This window comes from Alteromonas sp. ABE4_545 (genome assembly GCF_056161325.1).
This window is the reverse complement of sequence record NZ_JBSWYY010000009.1, coordinates 73,430-87,248: the sequence shown is the minus strand read 5'-3', so window position 1 is coordinate 87,248 and position 13,819 is coordinate 73,430. Positions and strand designations below refer to the sequence as shown.

The following is a 13,819-nucleotide window of genomic DNA, read 5'->3' as shown; positions in this document are numbered from 1 at the left end:
CTTTCTTCACTCTTGGGCTTACACCTAAGATTGCCCTTCTACATGGCGATAACCGCGTTGGTGATACAAGAGTGCACCGGCACTTTCTTGTTGTTTAATGGCCACAACCTGACAGAAAATCACGTCATGTGTCGCAACACTTTTGATCTCGGTGATCACGCAATCAAACGTCACCGCGGCATCACTGAGTACCGGCGAACCTGTTGCCAACTCTTCCCACTCCCCCTGACTAAAGCGGTCTGCCATTGGCGCTTTACCACCGAAGAGATTAGACAAACCATCCTGACCATTTTGCAGTGTGTTGATGGCAAGATATTCGCTGTGTTTGAATACCTCATGCACCGAGGCGCTGCGGTTTAAGCACACTAGAAGTGTCGCAGGGTTATCACTCACACTGCATACTGCCGTGGCGGTGAACCCCGCTTTGCCGTTAACGCCCTGCGTAGTCACAATATTCACGGCGCCTGCTAACCCCGCCATGCCTTGACGAAAGTCTTCAGGCGATACGGGAGTCGGTTGTTCAAGCTGGGGGGTATTCATGGCTAATGTTGTCATGATTTTTCCTTTTCTGTTCTGCGTTATCTATCGATAATGACGATTAACGAACACCTTGATTTACACGAGCTGACACGCGTCATCAAAGCTCAATCGAGGTAATCGTTTGTGTACTTTTTCACCGTCGCCATAGCCGATATTGACCAAAAAGTTCACTTTCCAGGTACTGTCAGCAAAAAAGGTTTCGTTGAGCAAGGTTGGGTTAAACCCCGACATTGCGCCTGTATCCAAGCCCAGCGCTCTGGCCGCATACATTAAGTAACCACCTTGTAAGCTACTGTTTCGCATAGCTGTTTCATACGCAGCCTCAGGGCTAGAAGTAAACCAGCTGCGCGCGTCTGCATACGGGAATAACGTTGGAAGCGCTTCATAAAATTCGGCGTCATACGCGACAATCACCGTACAGGGTGCTGTCATTGTTTGCTCTAGATTACCGCTCGACAAACATGGCTTGAGTTTTTCTTTGCCCTCGTCGGAACGAATAAACACAAATCTCGCAGGGCAACAGTTTGCTGACGTTGGTCCCAATTTGGTTAAATCGTAGAGTTGAGTAATAAGCGCATCGGGTATTGCTTCATCGCGCCATGAAGTGTGAGTGTGAGCCTCTGTAAACAGCTGAGCTAAGGCTTCGTTAGATAAAGACATTGTCATATTTTTATTTCCGTGTAACTAAAGTGCTTGCTCTAAGAACGCAAGCAAAGTGGCGTTAATGGTATCGGGGGTTGTTATTGTTGAAGCATGCCCACCGTAGTCAAACAGTTGTAATCGACCTTGGGGTAAACCGTCAGCGAGTTGCTGCGACTGCTGCCAAGGAACTAACGCGTCATCCTTATTCGCAATAACAAGCGTAGCGGCAGCTATTGCATTCAACTGATCTTGCATATCAAATTCACTCAACGCGTGAATACGAACGAGTAAATTATGCTTGTCAGGAAAATGAGCCTTGTGGTGCGCTTCTTCAATATCGAGTTGCTGTGCATTAGCGGCAATGTAATCTGGCGGATATAAAATCAAAGACTGCATTTTTAAGAAGATGTCTGGCGGACAATGGGCCAAAATCGACTTTCGGATCGCGAAGCATCGCAAAGTATGAGGGTTGGCACTGGCCCAGGCGTTGATCAAAACCAAGCGTTCGATGAGCGCAGGCTGTAAACGTGCGATTTTCATCCCAACTAAACCGCCGAGAGCATGGCCGATAAAATGGCATCGCTCCACTGCCACGCTTGCCAATAACCCCATTAGCTCGTCTGCCATATCATCAATTGTGTAGTTGTGAGGCAACGTGGCTGGGCTGCGCCCGGTACCTTGATGATCATAAAGCAAAATGCGATAACCGTCGCCAAGTGCACTTAGCTGTGGTTGCCAAAATTTTGCTGCGCCCCCTAAGCCTGAACTACACACAACAACGGGGGCTGAGGGATCGGAGTTTCCGTGCCATTCAAAATGCATGATCTACCCTATGTGAGCAACACTGGCAATTTCTATCAAGGCCTCAGGTTTTACTAAACCCACCTGGATACAGTATCGGGCCGGCTTTTCTCCCGGGAAATACTCGGCATACACCTTGTTTACCGCGGCATAATTGGCCCAGTCGGTAATAAAAATAGAATTAAATGTAATGTCATCCATTGTGCCACCAGCTTCCACTACGACACTTTTTATTGTTTCTAAAACATGACGAGTTTGTGCTTCTGCATCTCCCACGTGAACCACATCATTATTTTCATCAAAGGGAAGCGTGCCTGACACATATAAAATATTGTCACCAATACCCATACTACCCGGTACAAAAGGCGCAATAGGTGTGCTGGTTCCAGCGGGAATAATTGCTTTTTTACTCATGGTGAGCGTCCTTGTTAATAGTGATGTTGATTGTTAAGAGGGGAACAATTCACAAAAATTGTCGACGGTTGAAACCCAGCCAAAAAAGGTTTCTATATTGAACAGCGAAGCCTGTTGAATATCGGGTGGGCCAGCCTGATGGGTTGCGTCTGCTAAAACCACACCAAAATACTCAAGAAAGAAACCATCGCGGAGTGTCGACTCCACACACACATTGGTGGCAATACCGGTGAATACCAGATTGCGAATACCACGACTTCGCAACATGCTATCGAGGTTAGTGTTGTAAAAGCCGCTGTAACGCGTTTTTGGGATAACTATATCGCCTGGTTGTGGTATTAGCTCATCGACCAGATCGTAATCCCACGTGCCTTTTGCCAACATTGTGCCCATTAACTCGGGCTGCTTTCGCATTGTTTTTAAGGCATTCGACTTGTACCAATTGGGTGAGCCTGGGCCACCCGCTTCTTGATACTCTGGGTCCCATCCATTTTGGAAGAACACCACGGGCATCCCCGCTTTGCGGGCGCTTGCTAAAACTTTAAGAGTATTGGCAATCACCGGCCCAGTTGTCGATACATCAAAGCCCGCCTTGTCCAAATACCCATTTTTAGTGGAGTAGGCATTTTGCAAATCCACCACAATGACAGCAGTTTTGCTCGGGTCGAGGGCAAGAGGCTCAGGTCTGGCGGGTAAAATTGGCGTGGTATCATCGCTGGGCTTGTCTGACTGAAAATAACCCGAGACTTCAAAAGCGTATTGATTAGTCATTACGCCGCTCCCGATTCAGCAGTAATATGCTGGCGCGATTTCATCAATGGTTGAATCTTAGTTCCGAAGTCATCCATACCTTTCAAGAAATCGTCGAAGGTCAGCAGAACACCTTCGCATCCGGGAACTGTGGCAATTTCGTCGAGCATGGCAGCCACGGAAGCATAAGACCCTACCAAGGTTCCCATGTTGAGGTTAACGGCCGATGTCGGGTTTGTCATATCACGAATATTGGTGTCTTTACCTGATTTCTTATCCGCTGCCCCTTGTTCTGCCATCCAGTCTAATGCAGCTTGATCTTTACCGTCTTTGTATAGCTCCCACTTCGCCATGGCTTTTTCGTCAGTTTCGTCGGCAATGACCATAATTAATACGGCAGACCCAACGCTGCGGCCGGCTTTATCCGCCGCCTCAATTAAACGTTCAGCCGTAGGTGCAAAGGCCGTAGGTGTATTAACCCCTTTACCGAAACAAAAGTTGTAATCAGCGTGCTTCGCGCTGAATGCCATGCCTGATGCACTTTGCCCAGCACAAATAATGGGAATATCGCGAGAAGGTTTTGGCAACATGCGGCAATCTTCCATTTGAAAATGCTCGCCTTTGAAATCACTCTGACCTGTTTCCCACAGCTCTTTAACAACCGTGATGTACTCTTCTAAGTATTCATAGCGGTTACCAAAAAACTGATCGCCCGGCCACATTCCCATTTGTGAGTATTCTGGGCGTTGCCAGCCTGTGACCAAGTTAACGCCAAAACGACCGTTGGAAATTGAGTCGATGGTTGACGCCATGCGCGCCATAATGGCGGGAGGTAAAACAAGCGTAGGCGCTGTTGCGTAGAGCTGTATTTTCGATGTTACAGCGGCTAAGCCCGCCATAAGAGTGAATGACTCTAAGTTGTAATCCCAAAACTCTGTTTCACCACCAAAACCACGTAGCTTGATCATCGACAGTGCGAAATCCAGCCCATATCCTTCGGCCTTCAACACAATTTCTTTGTTTAAATCAAACGTTGGTTTGTACTGTGGTGACGTTTTTGAAATGAGCCAACCATTGTTACCAATTGGAATAAAAACACCAATATCCATGTTACTTCTCCCTTTATTTTTTATGCCGCACACCAAGTGCAGTGGAGTAATTTTGAACAACACACACGTTAATCCGATTACAAATTGTTCAGGCATAAAACGAGCCAAATTTAAATAACCATAAAATTCAACCAGTTAAATTATTTTGAAATCTTAAAATGGACCGCGCGGTCCATTTTGGAACACGGTAATTGACTAATTTGAACTCAACTGGTGCAATGATGACTGGAAAATACAGGTGAATTGGTTATCCAAAAACAATGATGTTGTACCTGTAGCAGTGAGAGGAAATAGAAACTCATGAGTTCGTCATCAGAGAAAGTGACAAAACCCGCGCCGAAGACCCCCAGAGTGTTCAGCCCATCAACACAAAAAAAGCGTGAAAAAGCGTTACAAGACAAACGCCATAGAATAATGACAGCGGCGCTGGTTCTATTTGCACAACACGGTGTAAACGGCACCAGTGTAGAACAAATAGCTAAGCAGGCTGACGTTTCGAAAACCAATCTGCTCTATTATTTCTCCAGTAAAGAACAACTGTATTTAGATGTAATTAAGCATTTGCTTGATGTGTGGTTGAGCCCTCTACACGAGTTCTCTGAAGAACAAAACGCCATCGAAACCCTGCGCCATTACATTGCGTTTAAATTAGCGCTGTCTCGTGACAAACCCGCCGAGTCGAAGTTGTTTTGTATGGAAGTTGTGCAAGGTGCGCCGCTCCTGCTTAACGAACTGGAATCTCCTTTGTGTCAATTAGTGGAGGCCAAGGTACAAGTAATTAATACCTGGATAGCGCAAGGTCAACTTGCTCCCATTGACCCATATCACCTGATTTTTAGTATCTGGGCGATCACCCAGCATTACGCCGACTTCAGTGTTCAGGTTAAAGCGGTGACAGGTAAAGATCTGCACGATCCCGAATTTTTCGACACCACATTAACGGCCATCACCCACATTATTTTGGGCAATATTACGCCCAAATAGTGCAGTGAAGCAGGTTGTTACACAAACAACCTGCCCGCATTGTGCAAGCCGATTAGCATGCAAATAAGACCAATAATTGGGCCTGCGCTATTCATTATGATGATCTTAACGCGGCTCGACGTGTTGCTGATGCACAATTTTCCCTGTTGCTTTAAGCCTGCTTGAATAGAGAGAAGTTGGGTGAGTTCTATCAGCCTCACTAACCCAATTCCAAAAAACACATAGCTGACAACCGGCGCCCACCAGCCCGATGTCAATTCGTAACTCATGCTCATCACCACACTCCACAGCACGATCCAGCCGATCATTAAATTGCGATAGCGGAGGATCATAGGCCGATATGACGCATCATGAATATTGTTTAACAACATCTTGGTACTCAACAATACGGCAATACACCCCATTGCTCCCGCAATCGCAACCCCACTAAATACTGCGGCAGCTTTCGCCCATACCCCGGATTTTCCGGCAGAAAGACTTGCCGCCGCGACTGGGGTTGAGGTAGTCGCAACCCCTGCGACAAGTGATGTAAAAGTAAGCGTGGGAGCGGTCGACAGCACCAGCTTGCCGTACTTAGCCAACCACTGCGCTTTGAGTTGTTGACGAACCCGTGAGAGCTTTTTACGTACATTAGCTTCTGTTAATTCTAATAACGTGGCCACCTGCTGAGTAGATTGCTCCTCTCGATAATACAACAAGACTAACTCGCGGCTTTCTTCTGGCAATGCCCCGATAAAAGCAATGAGATGCTGATTAATTTGCCGTTTATCTAACGCCGCTACCTCATCATCACCGGCCGAACTCATGTGGGTAAATAAAATGTCGGCTTCTTCGCTGGTTACTCGCGAAGCCACTTTGTTATCTCGTAAGTAATTAAACGCAGTGTATCGGGTAACCTGTCGCAGCCAAGGCAAAAAGCTGTGTTCATCTTTTAACGTAGGGAGCTGCTGCCAAATTTTAATATACACCTGCTGGGCGACGTCTTCACTGGCGTCGGTGTCTTTGACTATCGACAACGCGATAGAGGTGGTGACATTTTGAGAAGCCTTGACCAATTGAGTGAACGCCGAAACATCTCCTGTTTTTGCCATCGCTACGTATTGAGGCAAACCTTCCGTGTATTGTGCGCTCATTCTATCTCCTGCCAAGTATTGTTGGTGTTATTGCCATCCCAAACTCGCTTATACACTACCGCATAAATACAGACACTCATAATGCTTCCTGATTCGTTAACCTTTACTAGTAGTCACCGCGAAACAGAAAAACGTGACAATTATTTTTAAAACAGATGGAATAAACCGCAAGGCTAGCTCGTTAACTCAATGACAACCGACATAACTGGAGATAGTCATGAAACATTACAAACTTGCTACCCTTGCACTTGCTCTCGGCTTAACGCAAACCACTGTATTCGCACAAGAAGCCTCTGTAACAATTGATGCGAGCCAAGCTGTACAAACATCAACATCGGCTAACTTAGCTCAAGACAACAACAATGTGGCACTACAACTTAACGTGTCTTCATCACAAGATGCAGAAGCCACCGCGGTCTCTGCAAGCAATAACGATGAAATGAATGAAACACTCTCTGACGATGCGGAATCAGGAGCTGAATCCAGCGCCGAGTCTAGTTCAGAAGTGCTTGAAGGTTCATTTTCAAACGCGATTGCACAAACGTCGAGTGTCTCTGGCACACTGGTTGCCGATACCCAATCGTCACTCGCAGATATCACCGGTCAACTCAATGGCACAAATGACACCGCTAGCGATCTCACGGCGCAAACATTAGGTGCTGTTGCAAATACCGATGCGACAACAGCGATCACTTCAAGTGTGGCTTCGACGGTTGATGCTTCACTCGCTAATTCAATGACATCAACGGTCTCTGATACCCTCGCCAGTACAATTGAAAGTAGCGTAGACGGCGCGGTAAGCAATACGGTCGAAAGTACTGTTGAAAGCACAATTAGCAATACTGTAGAGAGCACCGTATCTGGCACCGTCGACAGTACCGTGTCTACCACTATTGCTTCACTACTCGGTAACTAGCCACAGCCATAACTAATAAGAAGGGCCCACCTGCCCTTCTTATATTCCTGTTTTGCTATACCAACGTCTTCTTTCGGAGTACTTATGTTCTTGCTTACAAAACCTATCTCTAAAAAATTGCGCTCCCCGTTGCTGATGACTACTGTGCTAGGCTCAACGAGTGCATTTGCGGCAATAAGCTATCATGGTGAAGTGGCGCTAACAGCAAGGCATGATAGCAATGTAGCGGTAAACGAAATTGATCAATCTGTGGATGAATCTGACACCGCAGCCGTCGTTAAAGCCAAACTGTCATCCAAGTGGGAAAACAGCACAGGGTTAAGTGCTACAGCAGGCGTGAACCATCAGCAAAGCCAGTACTCAACGTTAGATGACTATGACCTAGCGTTAACCACATGGCATGTTGCTGGTGCTATGCAAACCGATGCGGGGAAATGGGGGTTACACCACTACTTCGCTACTGCCACCTTGGGCAGCCAAGACTTTTTAACCTATCAACAAACCGGTATGTCTTGGGGGAAAAGCTTCACGCCTAAAACCTATCTACACTTAGGTGTAGACCATATACAGAAAGACTTTGACCACTTTCCACAACGAGATGGGGAAGGCAACAAGCTTTCCATTGATGGGTTTATTTTTACGACAACCCCGAACGAAAACTTCATTGTTGGCGTGAGTTTACTAACCGAGCATGCCAACGATGACGCTTTCAGTTATACGGGCTATCAACTGCGTGGAACCTGGACTTATCCTATGCAGTGGTGGGGCTATGAAGTATCGTTTAAAAACTACTATCAATTTGAATCAAGAAACTACGACAGCACAGATATTGGTACTCAAACCTTTACCCGCTCAGACAAACATCACACAGTCGAATCCTCACTTGAGATGACAATGACAGAGTGGGCTACACTGCTGTTAAATGTGAAATATGCGGATTATCGCTCTAATCTTAGCACCGCAGACTATTCAGAAAGCCAAATTTCAACGGGTGTACGATTCTATTTTTAGAGCGAGATAGCATCTATGCGTTACTCAACCAAACCAAAGCCAAATATAGGGTCCCACCCTTTTGGCCCTACATCGCGAATAAACGCGGCTTTGAATTGCTCCAAACTGGTATTGTCACTTGATTGACTCAGGCTACAAGCCAGTTTTGCAGCCACAGCCGGCGAAGCCATTGAGGTGCCGGTTTCAGGCCCTTCTTCATCGGTGCCACGCGCGGTGTTCACAGCCACGCCCAATGCTGCTGCAAATACTTGTTCTCCTTGATTTGCCCAGCGGTAAATTTGTTGGTTTTTGTCGACCGCAGTAATCCCCAAAACATTTTTATACCCCGCAGGATAAAGCGTTGGCGCTGCCGGTCCGGCGTTTCCTACCGCGGCTACCAGTAACAGACCTTGTTGATGTAGTTGCGCCATAACTTGGGCCAGCAATGGGTTATCAGGCCCAGTTAAACTCATATTGATAACGTGAATGGGTTGAGCAGATAACCAATCTAACCCACTTAGCAGATCAAACAAACTTGCGCCTTGCGACACTTCATTTCTAGAATAAAACACCGCTGCACTGAACAGCGAGAGCCTGCGAGATGAGGGTATCGATTGTCGAAGCACTCCTGCGACCGCGGTACCGTGAGCGCTACTCGCAGGTAAACGGCTATCTAAGAACGAGTGTTCTGTGATGTGAGTTAAACCAGAAAAATAAGGGTGAGTAGTGGCTATTGCGGTATCGAGCATACCTATACTTACCTCGTCACGACATGACATCGGCGGCTGTACTTGCGGCAACACTTGCTGAGAGACGTCTCCTCTAGAGGCTGGCGCATTGTCTGCGCCACCTTGAGTCAAATAAATCACATTGCGATTAATCTGTGATGTCACCCTTTGGGGAAACATCGCTTGCAGCGTTTTTTTTGTGTCTAATTTTTCAGATACAGACAACCGCACAACCCACTTATCCAACAGTGAAACGTACCTTTTCTGCAACACTTTTACAGGTAAACGCGTCAGCTCGGCCAGCTCATTTTCTTTTACTGTTACCACCCATTCTCGCTCTAGGGCGAGAAAACCGTCGGCAGTTTGCACTTCTTTCAACACCAATCCACCAGGTAACGAACGCTCAGCAATAGGTTGATTCGCCACTGAAAGTGCGGTGGATAAACTGGTCGTTAACACCTGAGAAATCGGGGTTGCCACGCTTTCTAGTGAAGGTAATACCTCGCGGCGAATATCACGCTCAATATCTCGTATTGGCACAACCTCTTGTACCACACTATCGAGAGGGGTAATCACTCGATCTACCGCGCCCGTAATTCTTGGCACGATTTGTTCACCGTATACCGGTTGTAAGAACAGCGTAACTAAGCTCACGCCTATGGCAGTTAGGGTTGTTTTCATTGAGCACACCTCACCTTTTTTGCTTATCAGTTAATACGTTAACGGGTGTATTCAAAAAAAATTCCGCTGCGATGGGAATAAACCGCTGGCTGGTTCGTTAACTGACTAACACTGGCTGCAAAACGTTTTTCTTACTACTTTCTAGCATTATGCAATCACTATGCAAACGCTGTGACACTTATGTACGAAAACAGGAAAAAATATGAACGAAGATTTGAAAACACTGTTACCCGTCATTCGACGTTTCGCCTATTCCCTCACCGGCAATTTGGCTGATGCCGACGACTTGCTACAAAGTACGATTGAAAGAGTGCTGGCCAAACCCGTACCTGAAAATGTGAAACTGCTCGCATGGTGTTACCGCATTTGCCGCAACTTGTGGATTGATGAATATCGCGCTCAGAAAGTACGCCATGACGCGGCACAAAACCCCGAACTGCACCAGTCTCAAGAGCGAGACACAATGATTATTGGGGAAAACCTAACTCTGAAACAAATTGAAAACGCCATGGGCGAGCTTCCGCCAGAACAACGCGAAGTACTCTCTCTCGTTGCCGTTCAAGGGATGTCTTATCAAGACACCGCCTCTGTGCTCTCGGTGCCATCAGGCACGGTAATGAGTCGCTTGTCTCGGGCGCGCACTAAGCTCGCCAAGCTCCTTCACTTTTCTCAAGAGGTGCAAGCATGAACATTACAGACGAACAACTCAGTGCCTTTTTAGACAACGAATTGCCAGAGCAAGAGGCAAATAGCGTTCGCGATGCCATTGCAATGGACGAAGGGCTGACTGACCGACTCGCCGCATTGAGTATGGTAGATCACGTGGTAAAACAAAGTGTCAACATGGCAACGTGTGAACCCATCCCTTCGCATATAGTTGCGTTGCTAGAGCCTGCTACTGTTAATAACGCTAACCTTTTTGATTTATCAGAACATAAAAAACAGCGTCGGCGTTTACACCATATTGCCATGGCTGCAAGTGTTGGTTTGGCGTTTGTACTTGGTTGGCAGCAATTAAACAGTCACATGTCAGATTCAACAAGTTGGGAACAGGTAGCGCATATACTGGATACCAAACAAAGCGGTGTGGCATATAACATCGACTCGCAAGTAGTGACGCCACAACTGTCGTTTGTGAATCACAACGGCGAATACTGCCGTCAGTTTGTCCAAACCAATGCAGATCAGAAGCAAGCCATTATTGCTTGTAAATCTCAGGCTCAATGGGAAGTAGTTGCATCAGCGAGTTTGTCGAACAGCGACACTCACCCAGCGAGTGAGTACACAACAGCATCAAACCGCAACGCTCTAGATCACGAGATTGATACATTGATCAGTGGCGCACCGCTCAACGCGACACAAGAACAAACCGCAATAACCCAGCAATGGCAGCCTGTGGCTGACCGAGGAGGCAATCATGAGTAAAATATACCAACTTATCGCCGTTTTAATAACGTTAACCTTGTCGGCTTGTGCTAGCCAACCTGCCTACCAAGCCGCGAAAGACAATGGTTACGGGTATTCTGAAACCAAGTTAACCGACACCCAGTACCGGGTGTTGTTTAAAGGCCGAGGCAGTGACACCACCAAAGCCATGGACTACGCCATGCTTCGCGCAGCCGAGCTTACCCTAGAGCAAGGGTACGACTGGTTTGTGGTAGCGAATAAAGAAACCTTGGTAGACCGCCAACGCACTGAACCTACAACTCAGGTTGGCTTCAGTCGCCGTTACAATCAGGTAAGAGAATGTGGCCTGGTCACATGCCGTACCTACACCTCTCCTACCTCGCAATTTGAGACAGGTATTTTTGTGGGTGGTACGCAAAAGAGTCAAATAGAGAGTATTCTGGATATTCAACTGGGTCGAGGCACTCGCCCAGATACCACGCAAAGCTTTGATGCACGCCAAGTAAAAGCAAACTTACAACCTGTGGCAAGCGAGTAACCTATGCCACTCAACACCCAAACACGACTCTGGGTGTTGAGTGCATTTCCCGACACAATGATGTTGCAAATTTGCTACAAACTTTTCTTCAAAACCCTCTTTCTACACGTACCCACAACGAAAAAACACTTCTCAAAAACCAAAAAACACTTGCAAAACAAACAGTAACAAAAATTGGCATAATCATTGATACGGTATATTCGCTTATTGCAAAAAAGCGATAACAACCCAGTGTTGCGCACTAACAGTTATTCGCGCCGTCTCAATATCGGCCAAGCAACACATCAACATCTAGATAAGGAGTTTTATCATGAAACGAGCTATTTACTTGCTAGCGACATTAACGGCATTTACCGCTTTTTCTTCTCAGGCGCAAAGCACTGACGAAGAGATGGACAAAAACGGCGTATATGTTGGAGGAAACTACGGCTATTTGCGCGTAGACGGTGATGATGAATTCGACGATGATAAAGACGTTTGGCAAGGTGTTATTGGTTATCGCTTTAACCAATACTTTGCATTAGAAGGTGGGTATATAGATTTTGGCGATTATGGTAACGACTTGGCCAACGCCTCTACCGACGGCTACACCGCTGCAATCAAAGGAATGATTCCAATTGCTGACCGCATTGCACTGTATGGTAAGCTGGGTCAACTTTGGTCTGAAACAGAATACCAAGCAGGTACCATCATGTCTGAAGATGATGACGACAGCCTGTTTGTAGGAGGCGGCATCAGTTTCGCCGTTACATCAAACCTACTCATTAATGCTGAATACGTGGTTTACGACACTGAACTCAATGCAGAACAAGCTGCAGATGACATAGACGACGTTAATTTTGAAACCGACCTCAAGCAAGCTAGCTTAGGTGTGGAATATCGCTTTTAACTATTGAATCAACAAACGATATCATCAAAGTCAGCATAATGCTGGCTTTGATCGTTTTGCCCGCAACTAATAAGCCTAAAATTTTTGACTATACTTAACATTCGGCATCGAACATAAGGTGTAGTATGAGTGCAAAGAAAGTCCTATTAGTTGACGACTCAGAAGTCGATCTTGCGTTTATGCAAGAAATGTTGAAGAGTCATTTTGAAACTGAGCAAGCGTTGAGCGGCGCCGATGCGGTGAAGTTATGTCGCGACGAAGAAACACGTCCGTCTGTCATCGTATTAGATTACATGATGCCCGATATGGACGGGCTCGACACGTGTAAAGCAATCATCGACATTGATCATGATACCCCTCCGGAAATCATCTTCGTTTCTGCCAACGATACTATGGAAGACAAATTAAAGTCTTACGAGGCCGGAGCATCAGATTACCTCACTAAACCCGTTGATCCGGCTTTATTGCAAAAGAAGATCAGCTCAGCACTCGCACGACACTTGCGTTTACTCGAAACTCACGCAGACAAAAAGCAAGCCATGCAAACCGCCATGATGGCGATCAGCGACGTGGGTGAACAAGCCAATGTCACTCGCTTTCTTCGCAGTAGTTTCAGTTGCAACGATTTGCCAGCCTTAGCCGAACTCATATTAACAACGACCGAAGAATATTTCCTCGCTGCCAGCGTGAGACTATCATCGTCGTCTGAAACCATAAATAAAACCAATACCGGTGAAATCACCCCCATGGAAATGCAATTGCTTGCAAGCTTAGAAGGCGAGAATCGCATTTTTCAACGCAGTACACGTTTGTTAATTCACTATGGAAATGTTTCTCTCCTGATTAAAGATATGCCGATGCACAACGAGGAAATGTGCGGACGACTGCGAGACAATCTGGCCATTATCATTGAAGGCGCGGCGAATCGCGCTGAGTCAATCCTTGCTACCGAACGGAATAATCATTACTTGGCCGAAACGAACAAAAACGTGGCTGAACTGTATCAAATTAAGAAATTTCAGAAGTCGCTCAACGAAGATCTGGCGCAAGATCTCATTGATGAACTAAAAGAAGATATGCTTAGTTACGGATTAACCTCAGAGCAAGAAAAGGCGCTGGTTCATAACATTGAAAATATCGCTAAAAAGCTACAAGAAGCCGGTAATGCCTTAGACATGGGGCTAGACGAAGTATTAAACCAACTTAGAGGGTTGAATGAATAACGGTGAGTTGTTCAAACAGTAAAAAAAATGCCGGCATCACTCGCCGGCATTTTTCATTGTGTAAACAGCATGCT

Annotated in this window: 16 protein-coding genes; 8 read left to right on the top strand and 8 right to left on the bottom strand. The window is 46.3% G+C overall.

Annotation, left to right across the window (positions count from 1 at the left end):
* Positions 1–24: 24 nt before the first annotated feature.
* The 6 genes from ACXAH6_RS10660 to rutA are packed head-to-tail and all read right to left on the bottom strand — an operon-like array spanning position 25 to position 4,256.
* Positions 25–555 carry a flavin reductase gene (locus ACXAH6_RS10660; RefSeq protein ID WP_474876668.1) on the bottom strand — a complete coding sequence of 177 codons (531 nt, stop codon included), beginning with the start codon at positions 553–555 and terminating at the stop codon, positions 25–27.
* Between the two features lie 60 nt (positions 556–615).
* Positions 616–1,206, bottom strand: coding sequence for a malonic semialdehyde reductase (locus tag ACXAH6_RS10655; protein WP_474876666.1), 591 nt, complete (start codon positions 1,204–1,206; stop codon positions 616–618).
* Positions 1,207–1,224: 18 nt separating this feature from the next.
* Complete coding sequence (rutD, locus tag ACXAH6_RS10650) at positions 1,225–2,004, bottom strand: pyrimidine utilization protein D (RefSeq protein WP_474876664.1); 780 nt, start codon at positions 2,002–2,004, stop codon at positions 1,225–1,227.
* Positions 2,005–2,007: 3 nt separating this feature from the next.
* Complete coding sequence (gene rutC / locus ACXAH6_RS10645; protein WP_474876663.1) at positions 2,008–2,397, bottom strand: pyrimidine utilization protein C; 390 nt, start codon at positions 2,395–2,397, stop codon at positions 2,008–2,010.
* 33 nt (positions 2,398–2,430) lie between these two features.
* Entirely contained in the window at positions 2,431–3,168 is a 738-nt protein-coding gene (gene rutB / locus ACXAH6_RS10640) for a pyrimidine utilization protein B (protein WP_474876661.1), read from the bottom strand.
* Positions 3,168–4,256 (bottom strand): pyrimidine utilization protein A, encoded by a 1,089-nt coding sequence (gene rutA, locus ACXAH6_RS10635; protein WP_474876660.1) that lies wholly within the window; start codon positions 4,254–4,256, stop codon positions 3,168–3,170. The genes rutB and rutA overlap by 1 nt, the downstream gene beginning before the upstream one ends.
* A gap of 300 nt (positions 4,257–4,556) precedes the next feature.
* On the opposite strand from rutA, the gene rutR reads away from it, so the two are divergent.
* Entirely contained in the window at positions 4,557–5,240 is a 684-nt protein-coding gene (rutR, locus tag ACXAH6_RS10630) for an HTH-type transcriptional regulator RutR (protein WP_474876659.1), read from the top strand.
* Positions 5,241–5,257: 17 nt separating this feature from the next.
* Here rutR and ACXAH6_RS10625 read toward each other — a convergent pair whose 3' ends face one another.
* On the bottom strand, positions 5,258–6,373 hold the full coding sequence (locus ACXAH6_RS10625; RefSeq protein ID WP_474876657.1) for an RNA polymerase sigma factor: 1,116 nt from the start codon (positions 6,371–6,373) through the stop codon (positions 5,258–5,260).
* Between the two features lie 217 nt (positions 6,374–6,590).
* On the opposite strand from ACXAH6_RS10625, the gene ACXAH6_RS10620 reads away from it, so the two are divergent.
* Entirely contained in the window at positions 6,591–7,289 is a 699-nt protein-coding gene (locus tag ACXAH6_RS10620; RefSeq protein WP_474876656.1) for a hypothetical protein, read from the top strand.
* An 84-nt stretch (positions 7,290–7,373) separates the two neighbouring features.
* Positions 7,374–8,300 carry a hypothetical protein gene (locus ACXAH6_RS10615; RefSeq protein ID WP_474876655.1) on the top strand — a complete coding sequence of 309 codons (927 nt, stop codon included), beginning with the start codon at positions 7,374–7,376 and terminating at the stop codon, positions 8,298–8,300.
* Between the two features lie 20 nt (positions 8,301–8,320).
* Here ACXAH6_RS10615 and ACXAH6_RS10610 read toward each other — a convergent pair whose 3' ends face one another.
* Complete coding sequence (locus tag ACXAH6_RS10610) at positions 8,321–9,688, bottom strand: S8 family serine peptidase (protein WP_474876653.1); 1,368 nt, start codon at positions 9,686–9,688, stop codon at positions 8,321–8,323.
* Positions 9,689–9,890: 202 nt separating this feature from the next.
* Between ACXAH6_RS10610 and ACXAH6_RS10605 the strand changes: the two genes are divergently transcribed.
* The 5 genes from ACXAH6_RS10605 (at position 9,891) to ACXAH6_RS10585 (ending at position 13,745) form a co-directional block, all read left to right on the top strand.
* Positions 9,891–10,376 (top strand): RNA polymerase sigma factor, encoded by a 486-nt coding sequence (locus ACXAH6_RS10605; protein WP_474876651.1) that lies wholly within the window; start codon positions 9,891–9,893, stop codon positions 10,374–10,376.
* Positions 10,373–11,113, top strand: a complete 741-nt coding sequence (locus ACXAH6_RS10600) for a hypothetical protein (protein ID WP_474876649.1) — start codon at positions 10,373–10,375, stop codon at positions 11,111–11,113. The genes ACXAH6_RS10605 and ACXAH6_RS10600 overlap by 4 nt, the downstream gene beginning before the upstream one ends.
* Positions 11,106–11,633 (top strand): CC0125/CC1285 family lipoprotein, encoded by a 528-nt coding sequence (locus ACXAH6_RS10595; RefSeq protein WP_474876648.1) that lies wholly within the window; start codon positions 11,106–11,108, stop codon positions 11,631–11,633. The genes ACXAH6_RS10600 and ACXAH6_RS10595 overlap by 8 nt, the downstream gene beginning before the upstream one ends.
* A 310-nt stretch (positions 11,634–11,943) precedes the next feature.
* On the top strand, positions 11,944–12,522 hold the full coding sequence (locus ACXAH6_RS10590; RefSeq protein ID WP_474876646.1) for a porin family protein: 579 nt from the start codon (positions 11,944–11,946) through the stop codon (positions 12,520–12,522).
* 125 nt (positions 12,523–12,647) lie between these two features.
* Positions 12,648–13,745, top strand: a complete 1,098-nt coding sequence (locus tag ACXAH6_RS10585; protein ID WP_474876645.1) for a response regulator — start codon at positions 12,648–12,650, stop codon at positions 13,743–13,745.
* The last annotated feature ends 74 nt before the right edge of the window (positions 13,746–13,819 follow it).

What these genes read in the sequence shown, in the direction of transcription:
- ACXAH6_RS10660 (WP_474876668.1), bottom strand. Translation starts at nt 555, where the DNA reads ATGACAACATTAGCCATGAATACCCCCCAGCTTGAACAACCGACTCCC.
- ACXAH6_RS10655 (WP_474876666.1), bottom strand. Translation starts at nt 1,206, where the DNA reads ATGACAATGTCTTTATCTAACGAAGCCTTAGCTCAGCTGTTTACAGAG.
- rutD (WP_474876664.1), bottom strand. Translation starts at nt 2,004, where the DNA reads ATGCATTTTGAATGGCACGGAAACTCCGATCCCTCAGCCCCCGTTGTT.
- rutC (WP_474876663.1), bottom strand. Translation starts at nt 2,397, where the DNA reads ATGAGTAAAAAAGCAATTATTCCCGCTGGAACCAGCACACCTATTGCG.
- rutB (WP_474876661.1), bottom strand. Translation starts at nt 3,168, where the DNA reads ATGACTAATCAATACGCTTTTGAAGTCTCGGGTTATTTTCAGTCAGAC.
- rutA (WP_474876660.1), bottom strand. Translation starts at nt 4,256, where the DNA reads ATGGATATTGGTGTTTTTATTCCAATTGGTAACAATGGTTGGCTCATT.
- rutR (WP_474876659.1), top strand. Translation starts at nt 4,557, where the DNA reads ATGAGTTCGTCATCAGAGAAAGTGACAAAACCCGCGCCGAAGACCCCC.
- ACXAH6_RS10625 (WP_474876657.1), bottom strand. Translation starts at nt 6,373, where the DNA reads ATGAGCGCACAATACACGGAAGGTTTGCCTCAATACGTAGCGATGGCA.
- ACXAH6_RS10620 (WP_474876656.1), top strand. Translation starts at nt 6,591, where the DNA reads ATGAAACATTACAAACTTGCTACCCTTGCACTTGCTCTCGGCTTAACG.
- ACXAH6_RS10615 (WP_474876655.1), top strand. Translation starts at nt 7,374, where the DNA reads ATGTTCTTGCTTACAAAACCTATCTCTAAAAAATTGCGCTCCCCGTTG.
- ACXAH6_RS10610 (WP_474876653.1), bottom strand. Translation starts at nt 9,688, where the DNA reads ATGAAAACAACCCTAACTGCCATAGGCGTGAGCTTAGTTACGCTGTTC.
- ACXAH6_RS10605 (WP_474876651.1), top strand. Translation starts at nt 9,891, where the DNA reads ATGAACGAAGATTTGAAAACACTGTTACCCGTCATTCGACGTTTCGCC.
- ACXAH6_RS10600 (WP_474876649.1), top strand. Translation starts at nt 10,373, where the DNA reads ATGAACATTACAGACGAACAACTCAGTGCCTTTTTAGACAACGAATTG.
- ACXAH6_RS10595 (WP_474876648.1), top strand. Translation starts at nt 11,106, where the DNA reads ATGAGTAAAATATACCAACTTATCGCCGTTTTAATAACGTTAACCTTG.
- ACXAH6_RS10590 (WP_474876646.1), top strand. Translation starts at nt 11,944, where the DNA reads ATGAAACGAGCTATTTACTTGCTAGCGACATTAACGGCATTTACCGCT.
- ACXAH6_RS10585 (WP_474876645.1), top strand. Translation starts at nt 12,648, where the DNA reads ATGAGTGCAAAGAAAGTCCTATTAGTTGACGACTCAGAAGTCGATCTT.